This window comes from Ancylobacter radicis, assembly GCF_018449475.1.
GTDB classification, from domain to species: domain Bacteria; phylum Pseudomonadota; class Alphaproteobacteria; order Rhizobiales; family Xanthobacteraceae; genus Ancylobacter; species Ancylobacter radicis.
Genome location: NZ_JAHCQH010000004.1, coordinates 188,540 through 205,848, shown reverse-complemented (window position 1 = coordinate 205,848; position 17,309 = coordinate 188,540). Strand labels below are relative to the sequence as shown.

At 66.9% G+C, this 17,309-nt stretch carries 16 protein-coding genes; 9 read left to right on the top strand and 7 right to left on the bottom strand.

Annotated elements, in window-relative coordinates; translation table 11 throughout:
- The first annotated feature begins 30 nt into the window (after window positions 1-30).
- Window positions 31-1,440 (top strand): type I glutamate--ammonia ligase, encoded by a 1,410-nt coding sequence (gene glnA, locus KIP89_RS01160; RefSeq protein ID WP_213753578.1) that lies wholly within the window; start codon window positions 31-33, stop codon window positions 1,438-1,440.
- Between the two features lie 122 nt (window positions 1,441-1,562).
- Here the strand turns inward: glnA and KIP89_RS01155 are convergent, their stop codons facing one another.
- The 4 genes from KIP89_RS01155 to rplM form a co-directional block, all read right to left on the bottom strand.
- Window positions 1,563-2,756 carry a GGDEF domain-containing protein gene (locus KIP89_RS01155; protein ID WP_250152124.1) on the bottom strand — a complete coding sequence of 398 codons (1,194 nt, stop codon included), beginning with the start codon at window positions 2,754-2,756 and terminating at the stop codon, window positions 1,563-1,565.
- A 97-nt stretch (window positions 2,757-2,853) separates the two neighbouring features.
- The gene (locus tag KIP89_RS01150; protein WP_213753576.1) at window positions 2,854-4,038 is read right to left on the bottom strand and encodes a GGDEF domain-containing protein; all 1,185 of its coding nucleotides are present in this window, start codon (window positions 4,036-4,038) and stop codon (window positions 2,854-2,856) included.
- A gap of 233 nt (window positions 4,039-4,271) precedes the next feature.
- Window positions 4,272-4,748, bottom strand: a complete 477-nt coding sequence (gene rpsI, locus KIP89_RS01145) for a 30S ribosomal protein S9 (protein ID WP_213753575.1) — start codon at window positions 4,746-4,748, stop codon at window positions 4,272-4,274.
- A gap of 2 nt (window positions 4,749-4,750) precedes the next feature.
- A complete protein-coding gene (gene rplM, locus KIP89_RS01140; protein ID WP_213753574.1) occupies window positions 4,751-5,212 on the bottom strand; it encodes a 50S ribosomal protein L13 in 462 nt (153 codons plus the stop codon).
- A 298-nt stretch (window positions 5,213-5,510) separates the two neighbouring features.
- Here rplM and KIP89_RS01135 point away from each other — a divergent pair, with 298 nt between their 5' ends.
- The 8 genes from KIP89_RS01135 to KIP89_RS01100 all read left to right on the top strand — a co-directional run bounded on the left by KIP89_RS01135 (window position 5,511) and on the right by KIP89_RS01100 (window position 14,294).
- Window positions 5,511-5,951 (top strand): CoA-binding protein, encoded by a 441-nt coding sequence (locus tag KIP89_RS01135; protein WP_213753573.1) that lies wholly within the window; start codon window positions 5,511-5,513, stop codon window positions 5,949-5,951.
- A gap of 308 nt (window positions 5,952-6,259) precedes the next feature.
- Window positions 6,260-7,549, top strand: a complete 1,290-nt coding sequence (locus tag KIP89_RS01130; RefSeq protein WP_213753572.1) for an O-acetylhomoserine aminocarboxypropyltransferase — start codon at window positions 6,260-6,262, stop codon at window positions 7,547-7,549.
- A 203-nt stretch (window positions 7,550-7,752) separates the two neighbouring features.
- Entirely contained in the window at window positions 7,753-7,914 is a 162-nt protein-coding gene (locus tag KIP89_RS01125) for a DUF1127 domain-containing protein (protein ID WP_213753571.1), read from the top strand.
- A 162-nt stretch (window positions 7,915-8,076) separates the two neighbouring features.
- Window positions 8,077-9,507, top strand: a complete 1,431-nt coding sequence (gene trmFO / locus KIP89_RS01120; protein WP_369807024.1) for a methylenetetrahydrofolate--tRNA-(uracil(54)-C(5))-methyltransferase (FADH(2)-oxidizing) TrmFO — start codon at window positions 8,077-8,079, stop codon at window positions 9,505-9,507.
- Window positions 9,504-10,577, top strand: coding sequence for a serine/threonine protein kinase (locus KIP89_RS01115; protein ID WP_213753569.1), 1,074 nt, complete (start codon window positions 9,504-9,506; stop codon window positions 10,575-10,577). The genes trmFO and KIP89_RS01115 overlap by 4 nt, the downstream gene beginning before the upstream one ends.
- A gap of 94 nt (window positions 10,578-10,671) precedes the next feature.
- A complete protein-coding gene (locus KIP89_RS01110; protein ID WP_213753568.1) occupies window positions 10,672-11,685 on the top strand; it encodes an NAD-dependent epimerase/dehydratase family protein in 1,014 nt (337 codons plus the stop codon).
- Window positions 11,686-11,913: 228 nt separating this feature from the next.
- Complete coding sequence (locus KIP89_RS01105) at window positions 11,914-13,329, top strand: exopolysaccharide biosynthesis polyprenyl glycosylphosphotransferase (RefSeq protein ID WP_213753567.1); 1,416 nt, start codon at window positions 11,914-11,916, stop codon at window positions 13,327-13,329.
- Window positions 13,326-14,294 carry a glycosyl hydrolase family 18 protein gene (locus KIP89_RS01100; protein ID WP_250152101.1) on the top strand — a complete coding sequence of 323 codons (969 nt, stop codon included), beginning with the start codon at window positions 13,326-13,328 and terminating at the stop codon, window positions 14,292-14,294. The genes KIP89_RS01105 and KIP89_RS01100 overlap by 4 nt, the downstream gene beginning before the upstream one ends.
- 6 nt (window positions 14,295-14,300) lie before the next feature.
- On the opposite strand, the gene KIP89_RS01095 is transcribed toward KIP89_RS01100, so the two are convergent.
- Genes KIP89_RS01095 through KIP89_RS01085 form a run of 3 tightly spaced genes read right to left on the bottom strand, consistent with a single transcriptional unit; the run spans window position 14,301 to window position 17,276 of the window.
- Entirely contained in the window at window positions 14,301-15,149 is an 849-nt protein-coding gene (locus KIP89_RS01095; RefSeq protein ID WP_213753566.1) for an FkbM family methyltransferase, read from the bottom strand.
- 1 nt (window position 15,150) lies between these two features.
- On the bottom strand, window positions 15,151-16,500 hold the full coding sequence (locus KIP89_RS01090) for a hypothetical protein (protein WP_250152100.1): 1,350 nt from the start codon (window positions 16,498-16,500) through the stop codon (window positions 15,151-15,153).
- Window positions 16,497-17,276 (bottom strand): WecB/TagA/CpsF family glycosyltransferase, encoded by a 780-nt coding sequence (locus KIP89_RS01085; protein WP_369807017.1) that lies wholly within the window; start codon window positions 17,274-17,276, stop codon window positions 16,497-16,499. The genes KIP89_RS01090 and KIP89_RS01085 overlap by 4 nt, the downstream gene beginning before the upstream one ends.
- Between the last annotated feature and the right edge of the window lie 33 nt (window positions 17,277-17,309).

Here is a 17,309-nt window from a genome sequence, read left to right as displayed (position 1 = left end):
TGAGCAGTATTCAAAAGAGGTTCGAATAAGATGACGACGGCCAAGGATGTCATGAAGCTAATCAAGGAGAATGACGTCAAGTACGTCGATCTCCGCTTCACCGATCCGCGTGGCAAGTGGCAGCATGTCACCTTCGATCTTTCGATGGTGGACGAGGATTTCTTCGCAGAAGGTCAGGCGTTTGACGGTTCGTCGATTGCCGGCTGGAAGGCGATCAACGAATCCGACATGCACCTCCAGCCGGATCTCGATTCCGCCTGCATCGACCCGTTCTTCTCCGAGACCACCCTTGTCGTCGTCTGCGACGTGCTCGAGCCCACCACCGGCGAGCCCTATGGGCGCGACCCGCGCGGCATCGCCAAGAAGGCCGAGGCTTATCTCAAGTCCACCGGCATCGGCGACACCGTCTATATCGGCCCCGAGGCCGAGTTCTTCATCTTCGACGATGTGCGCTTCAAGGCCGACCCGTACAACACCGGCTTCAAGCTCGACTCGATCGAACTGCCGACCAATTTCGACACCGAATATGAAGGCGGCAATCTCGGCCACCGGGTGAAGACCAAGGGCGGCTATTTCCCCGTCCCGCCGATCGACAGCGCGCAGGACATGCGCGGCGAGATGCTCGCCGCCATGGCCCGCATGGGCGCCAAGGTCGAGAAGCACCACCATGAGGTGGCGTCCGCCCAGCACGAACTCGGTCTGAAGTTCGACACGCTGGTCACCATGGCCGACCACCTGCAGGTCTACAAATACTGCATCCACCAGGTCGCCAACATCTATGGCAAGACCGCGACCTTCATGCCCAAGCCCGTCTTCGGCGACAATGGCTCGGGCATGCATGTCCACCAGTCGATCTGGAAGGGCGGCAAGCCGCTGTTCGCCGGCAACAAATATGCCGACCTCAGCCAGGAATGCCTGTGGTACATTGGCGGCATCATCAAGCACGCCAAGTCGCTGAACGCCTTCACCAACCCGCTGACCAACTCCTACAAGCGTCTGGTTCCGGGTTATGAAGCGCCGGTGCTGCTCGCCTATTCGGCGCGCAACCGCTCGGCCTCCTGCCGTATCCCCTACACCACCTCGCCCAAGGCCAAGCGCGTCGAGACCCGCTTCCCCGATCCGGGCGCGAACCCCTATCTCGCCTTCTCGGCGCTGGTCATGGCCGGCCTCGACGGCATTCTGAACAAGATCGATCCGGGCCCGGCGATGGACAAGGATCTCTACGATCTGCCGCCGAAGGAGCTGAAGAAGATCCCGACCGTGTGCGGCTCGCTGCGCGAGGCGCTGGCCTCGCTCGACAAGGACCGCGAGTACCTCAAGAAGGGCGGCGTGTTCGAGGACGACTTCATCAACGCCTATATCGAGCTGAAGATGGCCGAGGTGATGCGCTTCGAAATGACGCCGCACCCGGTCGAGTTCGAAATGTACTACTCGGTCTGAGCTCGCCTCGGACGAACGGAAAGGGGCGCCCTCGGGCGCCCCTTTTTCGTTGGCACGGGCCATGACTTTTGGACCATGACTCCCGGCCAATGACTGCGGGCGATGAACGGCCGCAACCGGCCTCAGCCGGTCGTGATCGGCTCCACCCGCACCACCTCGATGCGGTTTCGCCCGCCGCTCTTGGCGCGGTAGAGCACCGCGTCGGCCCGGTCCATGAGGATGCGCAGCCGCCCCTCCAGCACGGGCGCCGAGCCGGCCGCCGGCAAGGCGGCGATGGCGAGCCCGATGCTGGCGGTGCACTCCACCGGCGCCCCCTCCCCGCCCATGTGCAGGCTGATCGCCGCCTCCTTCAGCCCGCGCTGCACGCGCTCGGCGGCAAGACGGGCCGTCGCATCGTCGGCACCGGGCAGCAGCACGACGAATTCCTCGCCGCCGACCCGGCCGATCACGTCGCCGGCGCGCACATTGTCGCGCAGCACGCGGGCGAACAGCACCAGCACGCTGTCGCCGGCGGCATGGCCGAAGCGGTCATTGATCTGCTTGAAATGGTCGAGATCGAGAAACATCACCGCCAGCGGCCCGCCGGCCGCCGCCGCCCCGACCGCCTGCTGCATGAAACCGCGCCGGTTGAGCAGGCCCGTCAGTTCATCCCTCTCGGCCGCCTGCCGGTACTGCTGTTCGGCGCGTTCGCGCACCATCAGCACGACCGAGAAACAGGTGAGGATGCCCAGTGCGATGCCGAGCAGGCCGAACCACGCCATCTCCGGGCTGTTGAACAGCTCGACGCGGTCGTCGCGGATCTGGGCATGCAGATAGGGAATGCGCAGCAGGTTCATCACCATCGCGACGGCGAGCGCGACGAACAGCGCCATGCGCGCCTTCGAGGCCCGCAGCCCGCCGCGCCAGAGCTGTTCCAGCGCCAGCAGCGTCATCCCGGCGATCATCACCGAGATCAACGCCACGCGTGCCTCCGGCGTCTCGCTGAAGGGCGGCACCAGAATCAGCACGACCCAGGCCGCGGGCGCGATCCAGTCGAGCAGCAGCGGAACGGGGCGCCCGTCGAATCGGCGCAGCCCGCTCCAGAGCTGCGCATAGGCCGCGATGAAGCAGGCATTGGCCAAGCCCACGCCAACCACATAGGGCAGTTCCGCGCGAAAGATTCCGCCGAGAACGCCGACGATGAACAGCAGGAGGCTGATCACCCAGTGCGCCAGCGACGGCTCACTGGGGGTGAGCCACCAGACGAACAGCATTCCCGCGGCGAGCAGCGCGACGACGACGGTGAGCACGGCCCACAGCGTCCACGGATCCAGCATGGTCACCACAACGCTTCGGGTTTCCGGAACGGTATCATAGACATTTCCGCCTGCCACGGAAGCAGGCCTTCCACGTACTATTGGCGGACGCCCCCGCTCAGATGATGGCTTCGCGCATTTCCACGCGGTCGCGGCCCTGCTGCTTGGCGCGGTAGAGCGCGGCATCCGCCTGCGCGCAGAGCCGCTCCAGCCGGCGCTGCGCCTCCTCCTCGTCGCAGGCCGGCGCCGCCGCGCCTGTGGCAATGCCGACGCTCACCGTGGCCAGGAAAGACGGCACGCCCGCGCCATGGGCGATGTGGGTGCTGGCCTCGCGGAAGGCCTGCCGCAGCCGCTCGGCGGCGGCCTGCGCGCCCTCCCGATCGACACCCGGCAGCAGCACGGCGAATTCCTCGCCGCCGAGCCGGCCCGCCAGAGCACCGGCAAAGCTGTTGCGGCGCAGGATCTCGCCGAACAGCGCCAGCACCCGGTCGCCGGCGGCATGGCCGTAGCGGTCGTTGATCTGCTTGAGGTGATCAAGGTCCATCATCAGCAGCGCCAGCGCGCCGCCACGGGCGCAGCATTTCTGCGCCGCCTCGATGAAGCCGCGCCGGTTGGCGAGGCCGGTCAGTTCGTCCCGCCACATCTCCTGGCGCAGCGCCCGCATAGCCGGCTCGCCCACCAGAAACACCATCATGAAGCTGGCCAGCACGATCAGCCCCATGCTGATCAGCCCGAACAGCGCGGCCTCGGCGGACATGATGGATATGTCGCGCCCCTGCGGCGCCATCAGCATCAGCAGGGGCAGCCGGCCGAGATTGAGCACCAGCAGGGCGCCACAGACGCCCAGAAGGCCCCAGCGCAGGCCCGGCACGGGAATCTCGGCGCGCCAGATCTCGCGCATCGCCGCGACGTTCAGCACGCCGGCGAACACGGCGAACAGGGCGATGCGGGAAGCCGCGGAATCGCTGAAGGCGGGCAGCAGGCAGAGCCCGCACCACAGCACCGGCAGGCCGGCCAGCCACCAGCCGCGCCAGACCTTGCCGGCGAAGCTGCGCAGCGCCGCCCATTGCAGACCGAAGCCGAACAGCAGCGCGGCATTGGCCAGCAGGACGGAGACGAGGGCCGGGGCGGTGTTGCGCAGGATCAGCCCGTCGACGCCGAGCGCCAGGAACAGGCTGCTCACCCCCCATTCGCCGAGGTACCGCTCACGCCCGCCCAGCAACCAGGCCAAAAGCGTCGCGCCGGCGGAGAACAGACCGACGAGGCCGACGATCACCCATAATGTCCAGGGATCGAACCCCATCCATAAACCGGTCTGTATGCCGGCCCCCAAGCCTCGCGCCCGGCCGCAAGGTTTCCGCCCCGAAACACCTCGCGCGCTCGCCGGTACTCTGCCCGGAAATACCCGGCCGGGATACCTGTTCCAATGACCAAGCGGCCCAAAACAAAAGGGCAGGCCCTGCGGCCTGCCCTTTGTCGATATGTCCACGGAAAAACGGGCTCCCGCGCAGGAGAACCCGCCCTCGCGGGAGCCGATCAGCGCTTCGAGAACTGGAAGCTGCGGCGGGCCTTGGCCTTGCCGTACTTCTTACGCTCGACGACGCGCGAATCGCGGGTCAGGAAGCCACCCTTCTTGAGCGGGCCACGCAGCTCGGGCTCATAATAGGTGAGCGCGCGCGAGATGCCGTGGCGCAGCGCGCCGGCCTGGCCGGAGAGGCCGCCGCCGGAGACGGTGGCAACCACGTCATACTGGCCGGTACGGGTCGCGCAGGAGAAGGGCTGCTGGATGATCAGGCGCAGCACCGGGCGAGCGAAATAGGTCTCGATATCGCGCTCGTTGACCAGGATCTTGCCCGTGCCGGGGCGGATCCACACGCGGGCGACCGCGTTCTTGCGCTTGCCGGTGGCGTAGGAGCGGCCCTGGCGGTCCAGCTTCTGGACATGCTTGGGAGCTTCGACGACCTGCGGCTTCAGGGCCTCGAGCCCGTCGAGCGACTGGATGAGCTCAGCCATGATCAGTTCCCCACATTCTTACGGTTGAGCGCGGCGACGTCGAGCGCGACCGGCTGCTGGGCCTCATGCGGGTGGCTGGCGCCCTTGTAGACGCGCAGATTGCCCATCAGCTTGCGGCCGAGGGGGCCGCGCGCCAGCATGCGCTCGACCGCCTTCTCGACCACGCGCTCGGGGAAGCGCCCTTCAAGGATGAACTTCGCAGTCCGCTCCTTGATGCCGCCCGGGAAGCCGGTGTGGTGGTAATAGACCTTGGCGGCGCGCTTGTTGCCGGACAGAACCACCTTCTCGGCGTTGATGACGACGATGTTGTCGCCGCAATCAACGTGGGGGGTGTAGGTCGGCTTGTGCTTGCCCTTGAGGCGGGTCGCGATGATCGTGGCGAGACGACCGACGACGAGGCCGGACGCGTCGATCACGACCCACTTCTTGTCTACGTCGGCCGGTTTTGCCGAAAACGTCTTCATGGGAATGTCCAATATTCAAGGGGTGCCCACCTTAGGCGGCGGCACTTCTCTCGTGGCGCGGCTTCTAGCGCAGCCCGCGCGCAACGTCAATCCACGAACACGCCAAAAACCTCTTCAAAATCAATACGTTACGATATCGGTATATTATTACCTGCCGCTAAGGTCCTAAAATCGCTCATTCCGCCCGCTGAAGGCCGCCAATCCCCCACCCGCGAGGGTCGAGAATGGATTCCGCGCCATGGATTTCGCGCCCTGCGGCGCCTATCTCGAAGAAAACACCGCGACAGGGAAGGGTGAGATGAACCACGATCATTATGACGACGCCATGCTGGCCGGCTGGCTCACCCGCGTGCGCAGCATCGCCGTGGTCGGGGCGAGCCCCAATCCGGCCCGCCCCAGCCATCGCGTCGCCCAGTTTCTCGCCCGGCATGGCTACCGGGTGTTCGCCATCAATCCCGGCCAGGCCGGGCGCGACATTGCCGGCCTGCCGACCTATGCGCGGCTCGCCGATGTGCCGGAGCCGATCGACATGGTCGATGTATTCCGGGCGCCGGAATATCTGGCCGGCGTGGTCGAGGAGACACTCGCCCTGTCGCCCCGGCCGGCGCTGATCTGGACCCAGCTCGACGTGCACGACGACACGGCCGCCGCCACGGCGGAACAGGCCGGCCTCGCGATCATCATGGATCGCTGCCCGGCGATCGAGATTCCGCGCCTGCGCGTGCCGCCGCGAAGCTGAATCATGGTGAAATTGGTGGGGCGGCAGACGGCGGCGGCGAGCACCGCAAACCGCAGCGCCGAGGCGTCCGCCAACGCCATCAAGGCGCCGCTACCCAGGCCGGGCCGCCGCTGCCGCCCCGCACCGGACTTCGCGCACCCGGCTGGCGCCAGGCTGACCCGCGGCGGGCGCCGGCTATACAACCTCCATTAAATGTAATTTAAATATTTTTCCAGACACCTTGCGTTTTTTACCGAACCGGCAAGGATGCCCTGACGGATGACCATACCGGCCGCGTCTCGCCCGCGGACGGCCAAGGAGGACGCCAGATGACCGATAGCCCGACTTCCCCCGGCTTTGCCACCCTCGCCGTTCATGCCGGCGCCCAGCCGGACCCGACGACCAAGGCGCGCGCCACGCCGATCTACCAGACCACCTCCTTCGTGTTCGACGATGTCGACCACGCCGCCTCGCTGTTCGGGCTGAAAGCGTTCGGCAATATCTATACGCGCATCGGCAACCCGACCAATGCGGTGCTGGAGGAGCGCGTCGCCGCGCTCGAAGGCGGCACGGCGGCGCTGGCGGTGGCCTCGGGCCATGCCGCACAGCTTCTCGCCTTCCAGACCCTGCTTCAGCCGGGCGACGAATTCATCGCCGCGCGCAAGCTCTATGGCGGCTCGATCAACCAGTTCAACCACGCCTTCAAGAGCTTCGGCTGGAACGTGGTGTGGGCCGATTCCGACGACATCGCCTCCTTCGAGCGGGCCATTTCGCCCAAGACCAAGGCGATCTTCATCGAATCCATCGCCAATCCCGGCGGCATCGTCACCGACATTGCCGCCATCGCGAAGATCGCCAAGCGCGCCGGCGTGCCGCTCATCGTCGACAACACGCTGGCGACGCCCTATCTGATCCGCCCCTTCGAGCATGGCGCCGACATCATCATCCATTCCGCCACCAAGTTCCTCGGCGGCCATGGCAACTCGATCGGCGGCCTGCTGGTCGATGGCGGTTCGTTCAACTGGCTGCGCGAGGGGCGCTATCCCTTCCTGTCGCAGCCGCGCCCGGAATATGAGGGCGTGGTGATCGGCGAGGCCTTCGGCAATTTCGCCTTCGCCATTGCCGCGCGCGTGCTCGGCCTGCGCGATCTCGGCCCGGCACTCTCGCCCTTCAACGCCTTCCTGCTGCTTACCGGCATCGAGACGCTGCCGCTGCGCATGCAGCGCCATTGCGACAACGCGCTGGCCGTCGCCACCTTCCTGGCCGACCACCCCAAGGTGGAATGGGTGAGCTATCCGGGCCTGCCGGGCGACCGCTATTACAACCTCGCCCGGCATTACGCGCCCAAGGGCGGCGGCGCGGTGTTCACCTTCGGGCTCAAGGGCGGCTATGAGGCCGGCGTCGCCGTGGTCTCGGGCGTGAAGCTGTTCTCCCACCTCGCCAATATTGGCGACACCCGCTCGCTGATCATCCACCCGGCCTCCACCACCCACCGCCAGCTTGCCGACGAGCAGAAAAGCGCGGCCGGGGCGGGGCCGGAGGTGATCCGCGTCTCCATCGGCATCGAGGATGCGGCCGACATCATCGCCGATCTGGAACAGGCGCTGGCGGGCGCCTGATTCACACCGGGCTGTCGCCAGCCTTGCGGAAGATGAACGATTTATGAGTTTGGCATGCGGGCGGCGCAGGGCTGGGATGCGGTATACTTCCTACCGAATGAGCAGAGTGTCGAATATATAGGCAGCGAACTGATTAACGGACGTGCAGCTACCCCCGGTGAGGGGCGGCCGCGATCCGTGTCCGAAGCTGATGGAGACTTCACATGCTGCTCTGGGGCCTTGTTGCCAAGCAGATCCGCCGCTGGCAGGCGTACCGCCGCACCCTTCTCGAGCTGTCGCAGCTCGACGACCGCACGCTGGCTGACATCAACGTCACCCGTGGCGAGATCACCCGCGTCGCCCGTCAGGCCGCTGCCGCGGCCTGATTGGTCGGACGACCCGATGAGCTGGTCTCATTGGACTGATCGTCCACCTCATCGAACCAGGAAACGGCCCCGGAATTTTCCGGGGCCGTTTCTTTTTTGGCCCGGTTCCGTGCTAAGGCGCGCGTCTGAAGGCATCCGGCAGAGCAGTCCAACGGGATCATGATGAGTTCGCACAAGGGTCCGGTCCACATCATCGGCGGCGGCCTCGCCGGCTGCGAAGCCGCCTGGCAGATCGCCCGGCGCGGCGTGCCCGTGGTGATGCACGAGATGCGCCCCGTGCGCGGCACGGAGGCCCACAAGAGCGAGGACCTGGCCGAGCTGGTCTGCTCCAACTCCTTCAGATCAGACGATTCTTCCAATAATGCCGTTGGTGTCCTGCACGCCGAGATGCGCCGCCTCGGCTCGCTCATCATGGCCTGCGCCGACGCGCACCAGATCCCGGCCGGCGGCGCGCTGGCGGTGGATCGCGAGGGCTTCGCCGCTGCCGTCACCGCCGCCATCACCACCCATCCGCTGATCACGGTGGAGCGCGGCGAGGTGGACGGCTTGCCGCCGGAGGACTGGGACAGCGTCATCATCGCCACCGGCCCCCTCACCTCCCCGGCTCTGGCCGAGGCCATCCGCGCCCGCACCGAGGAGAGCGCGCTCGCTTTCTTCGACGCCATCGCGCCGATAATTCACTTTGATTCCATAGACATGGACGTGTGCTGGTTCCAGTCGCGCTATGACAAGGTGGGTCCCGGCGGCACCGGCGCGGACTATATCAACTGCCCGATGGACAAGGCGCAGTACGAGGCGTTCGTCGCCGCGCTGGTCGCTTCCGACACCGTCCCGTTCCGCGATTTCGAAGCCGCGACGCCCTATTTCGACGGCTGTTTGCCGATCGAGGTGATGGCCGTGCGCGGCCCGGAGACGCTGCGCCACGGCCCGATGAAGCCGATGGGTCTCACCAACGCCCACAACCCGACCGTCAAACCCTATGCCGTGGTCCAGCTCCGGCAGGATAACGCCTTGGGAACGCTCTATAATATGGTCGGCTTCCAGACCAAGACGCGCCATGCCGAGCAGGTGCGGATCTTCCGCATGATTCCCGGTCTGGAAAAGGCCGAATTCGCCCGCCTCGGCGGCTTGCACCGCAACACCTACCTCAATTCGCCCAAGCTGCTCGATCCCACACTCCGCCTCAAAGCCGCCCCCCGCCTCCGCTTCGCCGGCCAGATCACCGGCTGCGAAGGCTATGTGGAAAGCTCCGCCATGGGGCTGATGGCCGGCCTGTTCGCCAGTGCCGAGCGCCTCGGCGGTGTCATGGAACCTCCGCCGGCCACCACGGCCCATGGCGCGCTGCTGAACCACATCACCGGCGGTCACATCGAGACCGTGGAAGCCGGCCCGCGCTCCTTCCAGCCGATGAACATCAATTTCGGCCTGTTCCCGCCGCTGCACGCCAACCCGACCCGCGATGCCGAGGGTAACCGCCTGCGCGGCAACCAGAAAACGGTCGCCAAGAAACAGTTGATGGCCGCGCGCGCGCTGAGCGAGATGGATGCCTTCGCCCGTGCCCATGCCGACCTTGCCTCTGAGGCCGCCGCGTGACCGCTCACTCCTCTTCCCCGACCGGCGTCTTCGAGTGCGAAACTGTGCTCAAGCGCGACATCTTCAGCACCATCGAGCGGGGCACCTGGCGCGATGACGCCGGCCAAGCCCTGCCCGCCGTGCGCCGGCGCTATGACGACGTGAAATGGTGGGTAAAGCCGCTCGCCCGCCACTTCGCCCGCCGCGAGGCCCGTGCCCTGCGCCGGGCCGAGGGCAGCGGCCATACGGTGCCGGTCTATGCGCTGGAAGAAGGCTATCTGGTGCGCGGCTTCGTCGATGGTATTCCGCTGCAGATCGCCCGACCCATGGGCGACGTCGCCTATTTCCGCTCGGCCCGGCAGGGGCTGCGCGAGGTGCATCGTCGCCGCATCGCCCATAACGACCTCGCCAAGCCGCAAAACTGGCTCTACGCCGCCGACGGGCGCGCGGTGCTGATGGACTTCCAGCTCGCCTTTTGTTTTGAGCGGCGCAGCAAGGTCTTCCGCATCGCCGCCTATGAGGATATCCGCCATCTCCTGAAGCAGAAGCGCAGCTTCTGCCCGGAGGCGCTGACCTCAATGGAAAAGCGCATCCTCGCCCGCAAGAGCCTGTTCAACCGCATCTGGATGAGCACCGGCAAGAAGGTCTACAACTTCGTCACCCGCCGCCTGCTGAATTACCACGACACGGAAGGCCGTGGCCCGCGCGCCATGGAGCAGGGACCGCGCCTTGCCGCCGCGCTTGCCGCCCATCCCGGCGTGCGAAGCGTTCAGATCGCGGACTTTCCCACCGCCGGGCACAGCTTCGGCCTCTACGCTTTCGTCGAAGCCGATGATGTCAGCGAGGAGGCGCTGCGCGCCCGGCTCGCCGCTGATCTGCCGGACCTGCTGGCGCCCGAGCACATCCAGATCGTCGCCGCCCTGCCGCGCGAGGATAATGGCGAGGTGCGTGACGACCTTCTGCGCCTTGTCGCGCTCAATCAGCTCGACCAGCTCGACCAGCTGCCGCGCACGCCGGCCCAGCAGGTCGCACTCGACTCCATCATCCGCGAGCGGCGCAACCTGAGCGATCGCGTCCGACGGGGCATTTAGCCTATCCTCCGCTACCGCCCTTGACTCTGCTGCGGCGCATCTAAACATGCGCCCCGGATCGCGGAGGCGATCCGGGAACAACCTGCGGGGGCACATGCGCTATCTCATCACCGGCACGGCCGGCTTCATCGGCTTCCACCTCGCGCGCCGGCTGCTGGAGGACGGGCATGAGGTCGTCGGCTATGACGGGATGACCGCCTATTACAATCTGAAGCTCAAGGAAGCCCGCCACGCCGCGCTCGGCCAGTTCGACGCTTTCCGGCCGGTGATCGGCCGGCTGGAAGACCGCTCGCTGTTGAGCGAGACCGCCCGCGCCGCGCGGCCCGATGTCATCGTCCACCTCGCCGCGCAGGCCGGCGTGCGCTACAGCCTGGAGAACCCGCAGGCCTATCTCGACTCGAACCTCGTCGGCTCCTGGAACGTGCTCGAACTGGCCAAGGAACTCGAGGTGAAGCACCTGCTGCTCGCCTCGACCTCCTCGATCTATGGCGCCAACCCCACCGTTCCCTTCCACGAGACGGATCGGGCCGACGAGCCGCTGACCTTCTATGCTGCCACCAAGAAGGGCATGGAAATGATGGGCCATTCCTATGCCCATCTCTACAAGGTGCCGACCACCGCCTTCCGATTCTTCACGGTCTATGGTCCGTGGGGCCGGCCGGACATGGCGCTGTTCAAGTTCGTCTCGGCGATGCTGGAAGATCAGGAGATCGAGATCTATGGCGAAGGCAAGATGAGCCGCGATTTCACCTATATCGACGATCTGGTGGAGGCCATCCTGCGCTTGTCGGCCGTGCCGCCGAACGAGGACAACCGCATTACCGACCCCGCCGGAATCGACACGCTCTCCCATCAGGGTCCGTTCCGCGTGGTCAATATTGGCGGTGGCAACCCCGTGGGGCTGCTCGACTTTGTCGAGACCATCGAGCAGATCATCGGCCGGCCGGCCCGACGCAAGATGCTGCCGATGCAGAAGGGCGATGTCCCCCGCACCTTCGCTAGTCCCGCGCTGCTGAAGGGCCTTACGGGCTACAGCCCCTCCACGCCCCTGTCGGTCGGCGTGCGCGCCTTTGTCGACTGGTACATGGACGCGCGCGCCTATCTTTGACTACTCGTTAAGCGCGTCCGTGACGGGAAGCATCCAGAAATAGATTCGCAACAAAGCCAGTGTTAAACCTCCGCGCGACACTCATGGAATAATCTGCACCACGCTTGCGAGCGGCTGAAGCTCATCGGGTCCCATGCTCACTCGTCAAGGCTTCAACACCATCCCCCCCCGCTGTGCCGCCGTGTCGGAAGGCCGTGCGCACGGTGCCATCTGTGGGGCGCTGCCGTCATGACGCGCTGGACCCACGGGCTGGTCAACCGTCTGGTGATCCTGTGCGATCTGGCGATGATTCTGCTCGCCACGCTGGCGAACTACCTGATCTGGCATGAGCTGAACTGGAGCCAGACCGCCGTTCTCGGCGTCATCGCCGCCGCGGTCTATGCGGGCACCCTCACCCTCGGCCAGGCCTACCGCGTGGAGCACTACAAGCGCCTGCGCCGGCAGATCGTCCATGTGCTCATCGGTGGTATTCCCGCCGCGCTGGCGGTGCTGCTGGTCTATTACGCGCTGGTTCCGGCCGAGGCCGAGGACCTCACCGCCCTCGGCCACTGGGCGTCCATCGCCGCGCTCGCGCTACTCGTCGGCCGCCTGCTGCTGGTCGGCTGGCTGATCCGCTCGATCAACCGGCGCGGCCTGCTGCGGCGCGAGGTGCTGGTGATCGGCGATCTCGACCGGGCCTATGCGCTGGTGCGCAACTATTACGAGGAGCAGCAGGGCGACCGGCTGCTCGACTTCATCGGCGTCTTCCGCGACGAGGGCCGCGCGGCGACGCCCGCGGAACTGGCGGGCGAGGGCGTTCCGCCGATGCGCGGCGGCCTCGCCGAGCTGTTCGACTATGCCCGGCGCGACACGGTGGACATGGTGATCGTCACCAAATCCTGGAACGATGTCGCGGCGATCGGCTCCGTCACGCAGCAGCTCAACCGCTTCGCCGTCGATGTGATGCTGGAACTGGAGCCCGGCACCTTCAAGCCCGGCTATGCCGGACTCACCAGCATCGCCGATCACCGCGCCCTGCAGGTGCAGCAGCGCCCTTTGAAAGGGTCGCTGGGCCTGCTGAAGGCGGTGGAGGATTACACGGTCGCCGCTGTCGGGCTGGTGCTGACCTCGCCGGTGCTGCTGCTCGCGGCCATTGCCATCAAGCTCGATTCTCCCGGCCCGGTCCTGTTCCGGCAGGCCCGTATCGGGCTGAACAACCGCCCCTTCATGGTCTACAAGCTGCGCACCATGCATGTGGACCCGACCGATGACGGCTCCATCGGCGCGGTGAAGCAGGATCCGCGCATCACCCGCGTCGGGGCGCTCCTGCGCAGCTTCTCCATTGACGAGATTCCCCAGCTCCTGAACGTGCTGAAGGGCGACATGTCGGTGGTCGGCCCGCGCCCCCATGTGCCGAACATGCGCATCACCGAAGATGTGCGCTATGAAGCCATCAGCGATTATGTCGCCCGCTACCGCATGAAGCCCGGCGTCACCGGCTGGGCGCAGATCAACGGCATGCGCGGCGGCATCTACACGGTCGAGAAGGCCGAGCGGGGGGTCGAGCTCGACCTCTATTACATCGAGCACTGGTCGATATGGTTCGACATCCGCATCCTGCTGCTGACCGTCACCAAGGGCCTCGCCGACACCTCGGCCTTTTGACGCTCGTCCTTCTCCTGATGATGCCGGCACCGGCACCGGCGCGGACCGAGCCGGCGCGCCCGTTCCTCGCCTATCACGCCAGCTGGTACGAGCCGCCCGCCAGCTCGGGCGAGGCGACCACCCTCGCCCGCCTGCCCGGCTCCATCACCCATGTCGCCCTCGCCTTCGTGAAGCCGGACCTTGCCTATGCTGGCGACCTCGCTCTTGAGGGGACGGGGCTGCAGTATCGTTTTGCCGGAACGGTTCTGAAACAGGCCATCGCGGCGCTGAAGGCCCGCCATCGGCAAATCCGCGTGCTGCTCGCGGTTGGCGGGGCGAGCTATGGCGGGTGGGACAGGCTCGATCCCGCCGCCCTCGCCCGGCTGGTGCGCGACCTGGGCGCCGATGGCGTCGATATCGACTTCGAACCGGCACAGCCCGCCTGCCTCACCCTCGCCGGCCGGGTACGCTGCGCCAGCGATGCGGACTGGATCAGCCATGTGCGGCGCCTGCGGGAGGCGTTGCCGCGTCCGCTTGTGGTCAGTGTCGCCGGCTGGAGCGTAGGCGCCTATGGCGAGGGCGCTTTCGCCAATGCTCCGCCAGTGAGCCCGTGGCGCGGCTCCATGCTGGCCCTGCTGCGCGCGCCCGAGGCGGCGATGATCGACCTCGTCTCGATCATGAGCTACGATGCCGGCCCCGCCTATCGCCCGCTGGAGGCGTTGCGCGCCTATCGCCAGGTCTGGAAGGGTCCGCTCGCTCTGGGGATCGCCGTGCTGCCACCGACGGACGGGCCGCGCGTCACGCTGGCCGGCACCGCCACGCTGCTGACCGCGCTCAAACCGGACCCGCTGGCGGGCGCCATGCTCTATGCGCTGAACCTCACGCCGCCCGGCCCACCCGGCCCGGACAATCCCGACGCTCGCGCGCTGGCCAGCGCCATCTGCATCACGCTGGATCTCGCCGGTTGCGGTACGCCGGCGCCGTAAGACGCCTCACGCCAGCGCCGGCGCGTCCTTGTGGCGGGCCACCACATTGCAGAATTCGTCCGGCCGCGTGGCGAGCGGGGTGAGCCCGCCATTCTCGTCGAGATGGAAGAAGCGGTAGTTGAGCGCCGCGAGACGGTTCCAGCCGGCCGCGGCATCGCCGCCCGCCTTGTCCAGCGTCGGGCAGTTCATCTCGAAGATGACGGTCGGCCGGTCGCGCTCCAGCGTCTGCGTGGCGCCGGCCAGCACCTGCCCTTCGGCGCCTTCCACGTCGATCTTGATGCAGTCGACGCGCGCAAGCTTCTGCTCGGCGACCAGAAGATCGAGTGTGGTCAGTTCCACCAGCTCGCTGCCGGCATCCGAGCCGTCGCTCAGCAGCGAGAAGGCCTGCGGATCGTCGCCGAGCGGGTTGTGGAACAGCGCCGCCTTGCCGGGCGCGTCCGACAGCGCCTTGCGCACCACAGTGACATGGCCGAAGCCGTTGAGCGCAATGTTGGAAGCGAGTTGCGAGCCCGCCGCCTCGCCCGGCTCGACCGCGACGACGCGGGCCGCATGGGGCGCCGCCTTCAGCGTGAACAAGCCGATATTGGCGCCGACGTCGACGAACACATCGCCGGGCCGGACGAATTTCTGCAGGTAATGCAGTTCCGGCTCGACCGCGTCGCGCAGCAGGAAGGCGGAAACCGAGGTGAAGCGCAGGTCCGGCGGCACGCGCAGCCTGGCGCCCGGCACCAGTTCGAACACCGGGCTGCGGCCAAGGCCGACCGCCGCGAGCCAGCGCAGCCCGCGCGCGCCGACCGTCAGCGGCGCCTCGCGGAAACCGGGCATGCGCATGAGCTTGGCAAGACGGCGCAGCATCCTAGTCTCCATTCGGGCGGCGCCGGGCGCCGAAGCTGATGTGGTGGGCAAGCGGGACGGTCGAGGGTGGGCGCCCGCGCACGCGGCTGAGATAGATGGCGAGCGCCATCACCACGCCGAGTTCGCCGGGCGTGAAGACAAGCGAATACACCGCCGAGGTGACGAGCATGTACAGGATGTAGTCCGACAGCGCGAGCACCAGCGCATCGTCCGAGCCGCGCGCGGCCTTGAGCACGACGATCACGCCCCAACCATACAGACCGGCCAGCAGCAGCGCGCCGATCAGACCATACTCAAACACCACGCCGAACCAGCCGAGATCGGCGATGTAGAACTGGTCATTGCCGAAAATGTCGGCCAGCGTGATGGCGCCGAAGCGCGTGGTCGCCCCCACGCCGAACAGCCAGCGCCAGGGATCGTCACCGAGAAAATTCGCCGCCAGCGCCAGCGAGGTCTGCCGAACGGTGAGCGAGCCGCCGAGCGATTGCAGGAGATTATCCGCGTTCTGCACCATCATGGCGCCGACACCGAGCGGCACCACGGCGAGAAAGAGGCCAACGATCAGCAGCCGCCGGCGCGGGGCGAGCGAGGTCACGGCGCCATAGAGGCAGATCAGCAGCATGCCGCCGATCGCCGTGCGCTGCTTGTAGATCATCAGCATGGCGACGAAGCCGGCGAGGATGAGCAGCGGCGGCAGCAGCTTCGGCTCCTGCACGAAGCGCCGCGTCAGATAGAACAGCAGCAGCGCGCCGAAGAACATCGGCATGTAGATGCGATAGCCGCGCTCGACCTCGATCATGAACAGCTTGCCGAGCATCGGGTCGTTCACATACCAGCTCACTGGCGCCGCCACCCACAGCACCACCATCAGCGCGAAGGTCGTGGCGCCGAGCCCCAGCAGAACGGCGCGCACCCGCCCATAGCTCGGCGCGAGCCAGACCAGCAGGGCCGAGAGCGCGAAATAATAGGTGACGGGCCACACCTTCACCGTGGTGATCAGCGCGTCGATCAGCCCGTTGCCGAGCTGCACCATGGAGACGAACGGCGTGACGCCCAACGCATAGGCGAGGAAGACGAGATAAAACCGCTTGGCCGGCAATTCGAGCCAGACCACGGCGTACAGCGCCAGCGGCAGGCAGGCGAGCGGCCACGCCTTGGAGAGCAGATAGGGCACGGTGAGTTCGTGCAGGTAATGGAAGGTCTGGGCGAACAGCGGCAGGGTGCCGACCAGCACCGTCGTGGTCACCAGCCCGGAAAAACGCTCATCCGAGAGGGGTAGCGGATCAGGCATGAAGGCGCGCGGCAGCGTCACCACCGCCTGCCGCCGCGCCTTGCCGCCGATCCCGCTCATCCGCGCCCCGTGGCATTCGGTGCCATGCCGTAGCGCGCCGGATCGCGCCGCGCCTTCAGCGCGGTCAGCAGCACCGGCGCCGAATCGACGAACACGCGGCGCGCATGGCCGACCGGGTTGCGCATCAGCCGATAGGCCCATTCCAGCCCCGCCTGCCGCAGCCATGACGGCGCGCGCGGCACGAGGCCGACGGCGAAGTTGAGCGCGCTGCCGACACACAGCCCGACGCCCACCGCCCCGCCGCGCCGGTCGATCTGCCGCGCCAGATATTCCGACTGCGGCGAGCCCGCGACGAGAAAGACATAACGCGCGGGGTGGGCCAGCACGAAGTCGACACAGGCCTCGACCGCCGCCGCGTCGCGGATGAAGCCCATGGGCGGGACGTGAAGATGAACCGTGGAAAGGCCGAACCGCTCGATCAGCCGCCGCCGCAACTCGTCGCTGCCGCCGATCAGCGTGACCGGATCGTCCGGCTGGATTTGGCGCTCAAGCAGGTCGAGCGTCACATCGCTGCCGGCCGCATGGGGAAGGTCCAGCCCGAACAGCCGCCGCGCCAGCATGCGCGGCACCTGCCCGTCGAGCAGGCGCAGCCAGGCATGGTCATAGGCGTCGTGAAAACGCGGGTCGGAAAGCTCGTTGAGCCGGGTGAACTGCGCCGCATTGGGCGTCACCACATAGGCGAAGGGCTGCCCCGGCGCGCGGGCCGCGATGTGGTCGGCCGCCCCGCGCGCATCGAGCCGGGCGATCGGCACGCCGAGAAAGACGATCTCAGGCACGCCGGCGCGCCCCGCATGTTTCGGGCCAGCGGG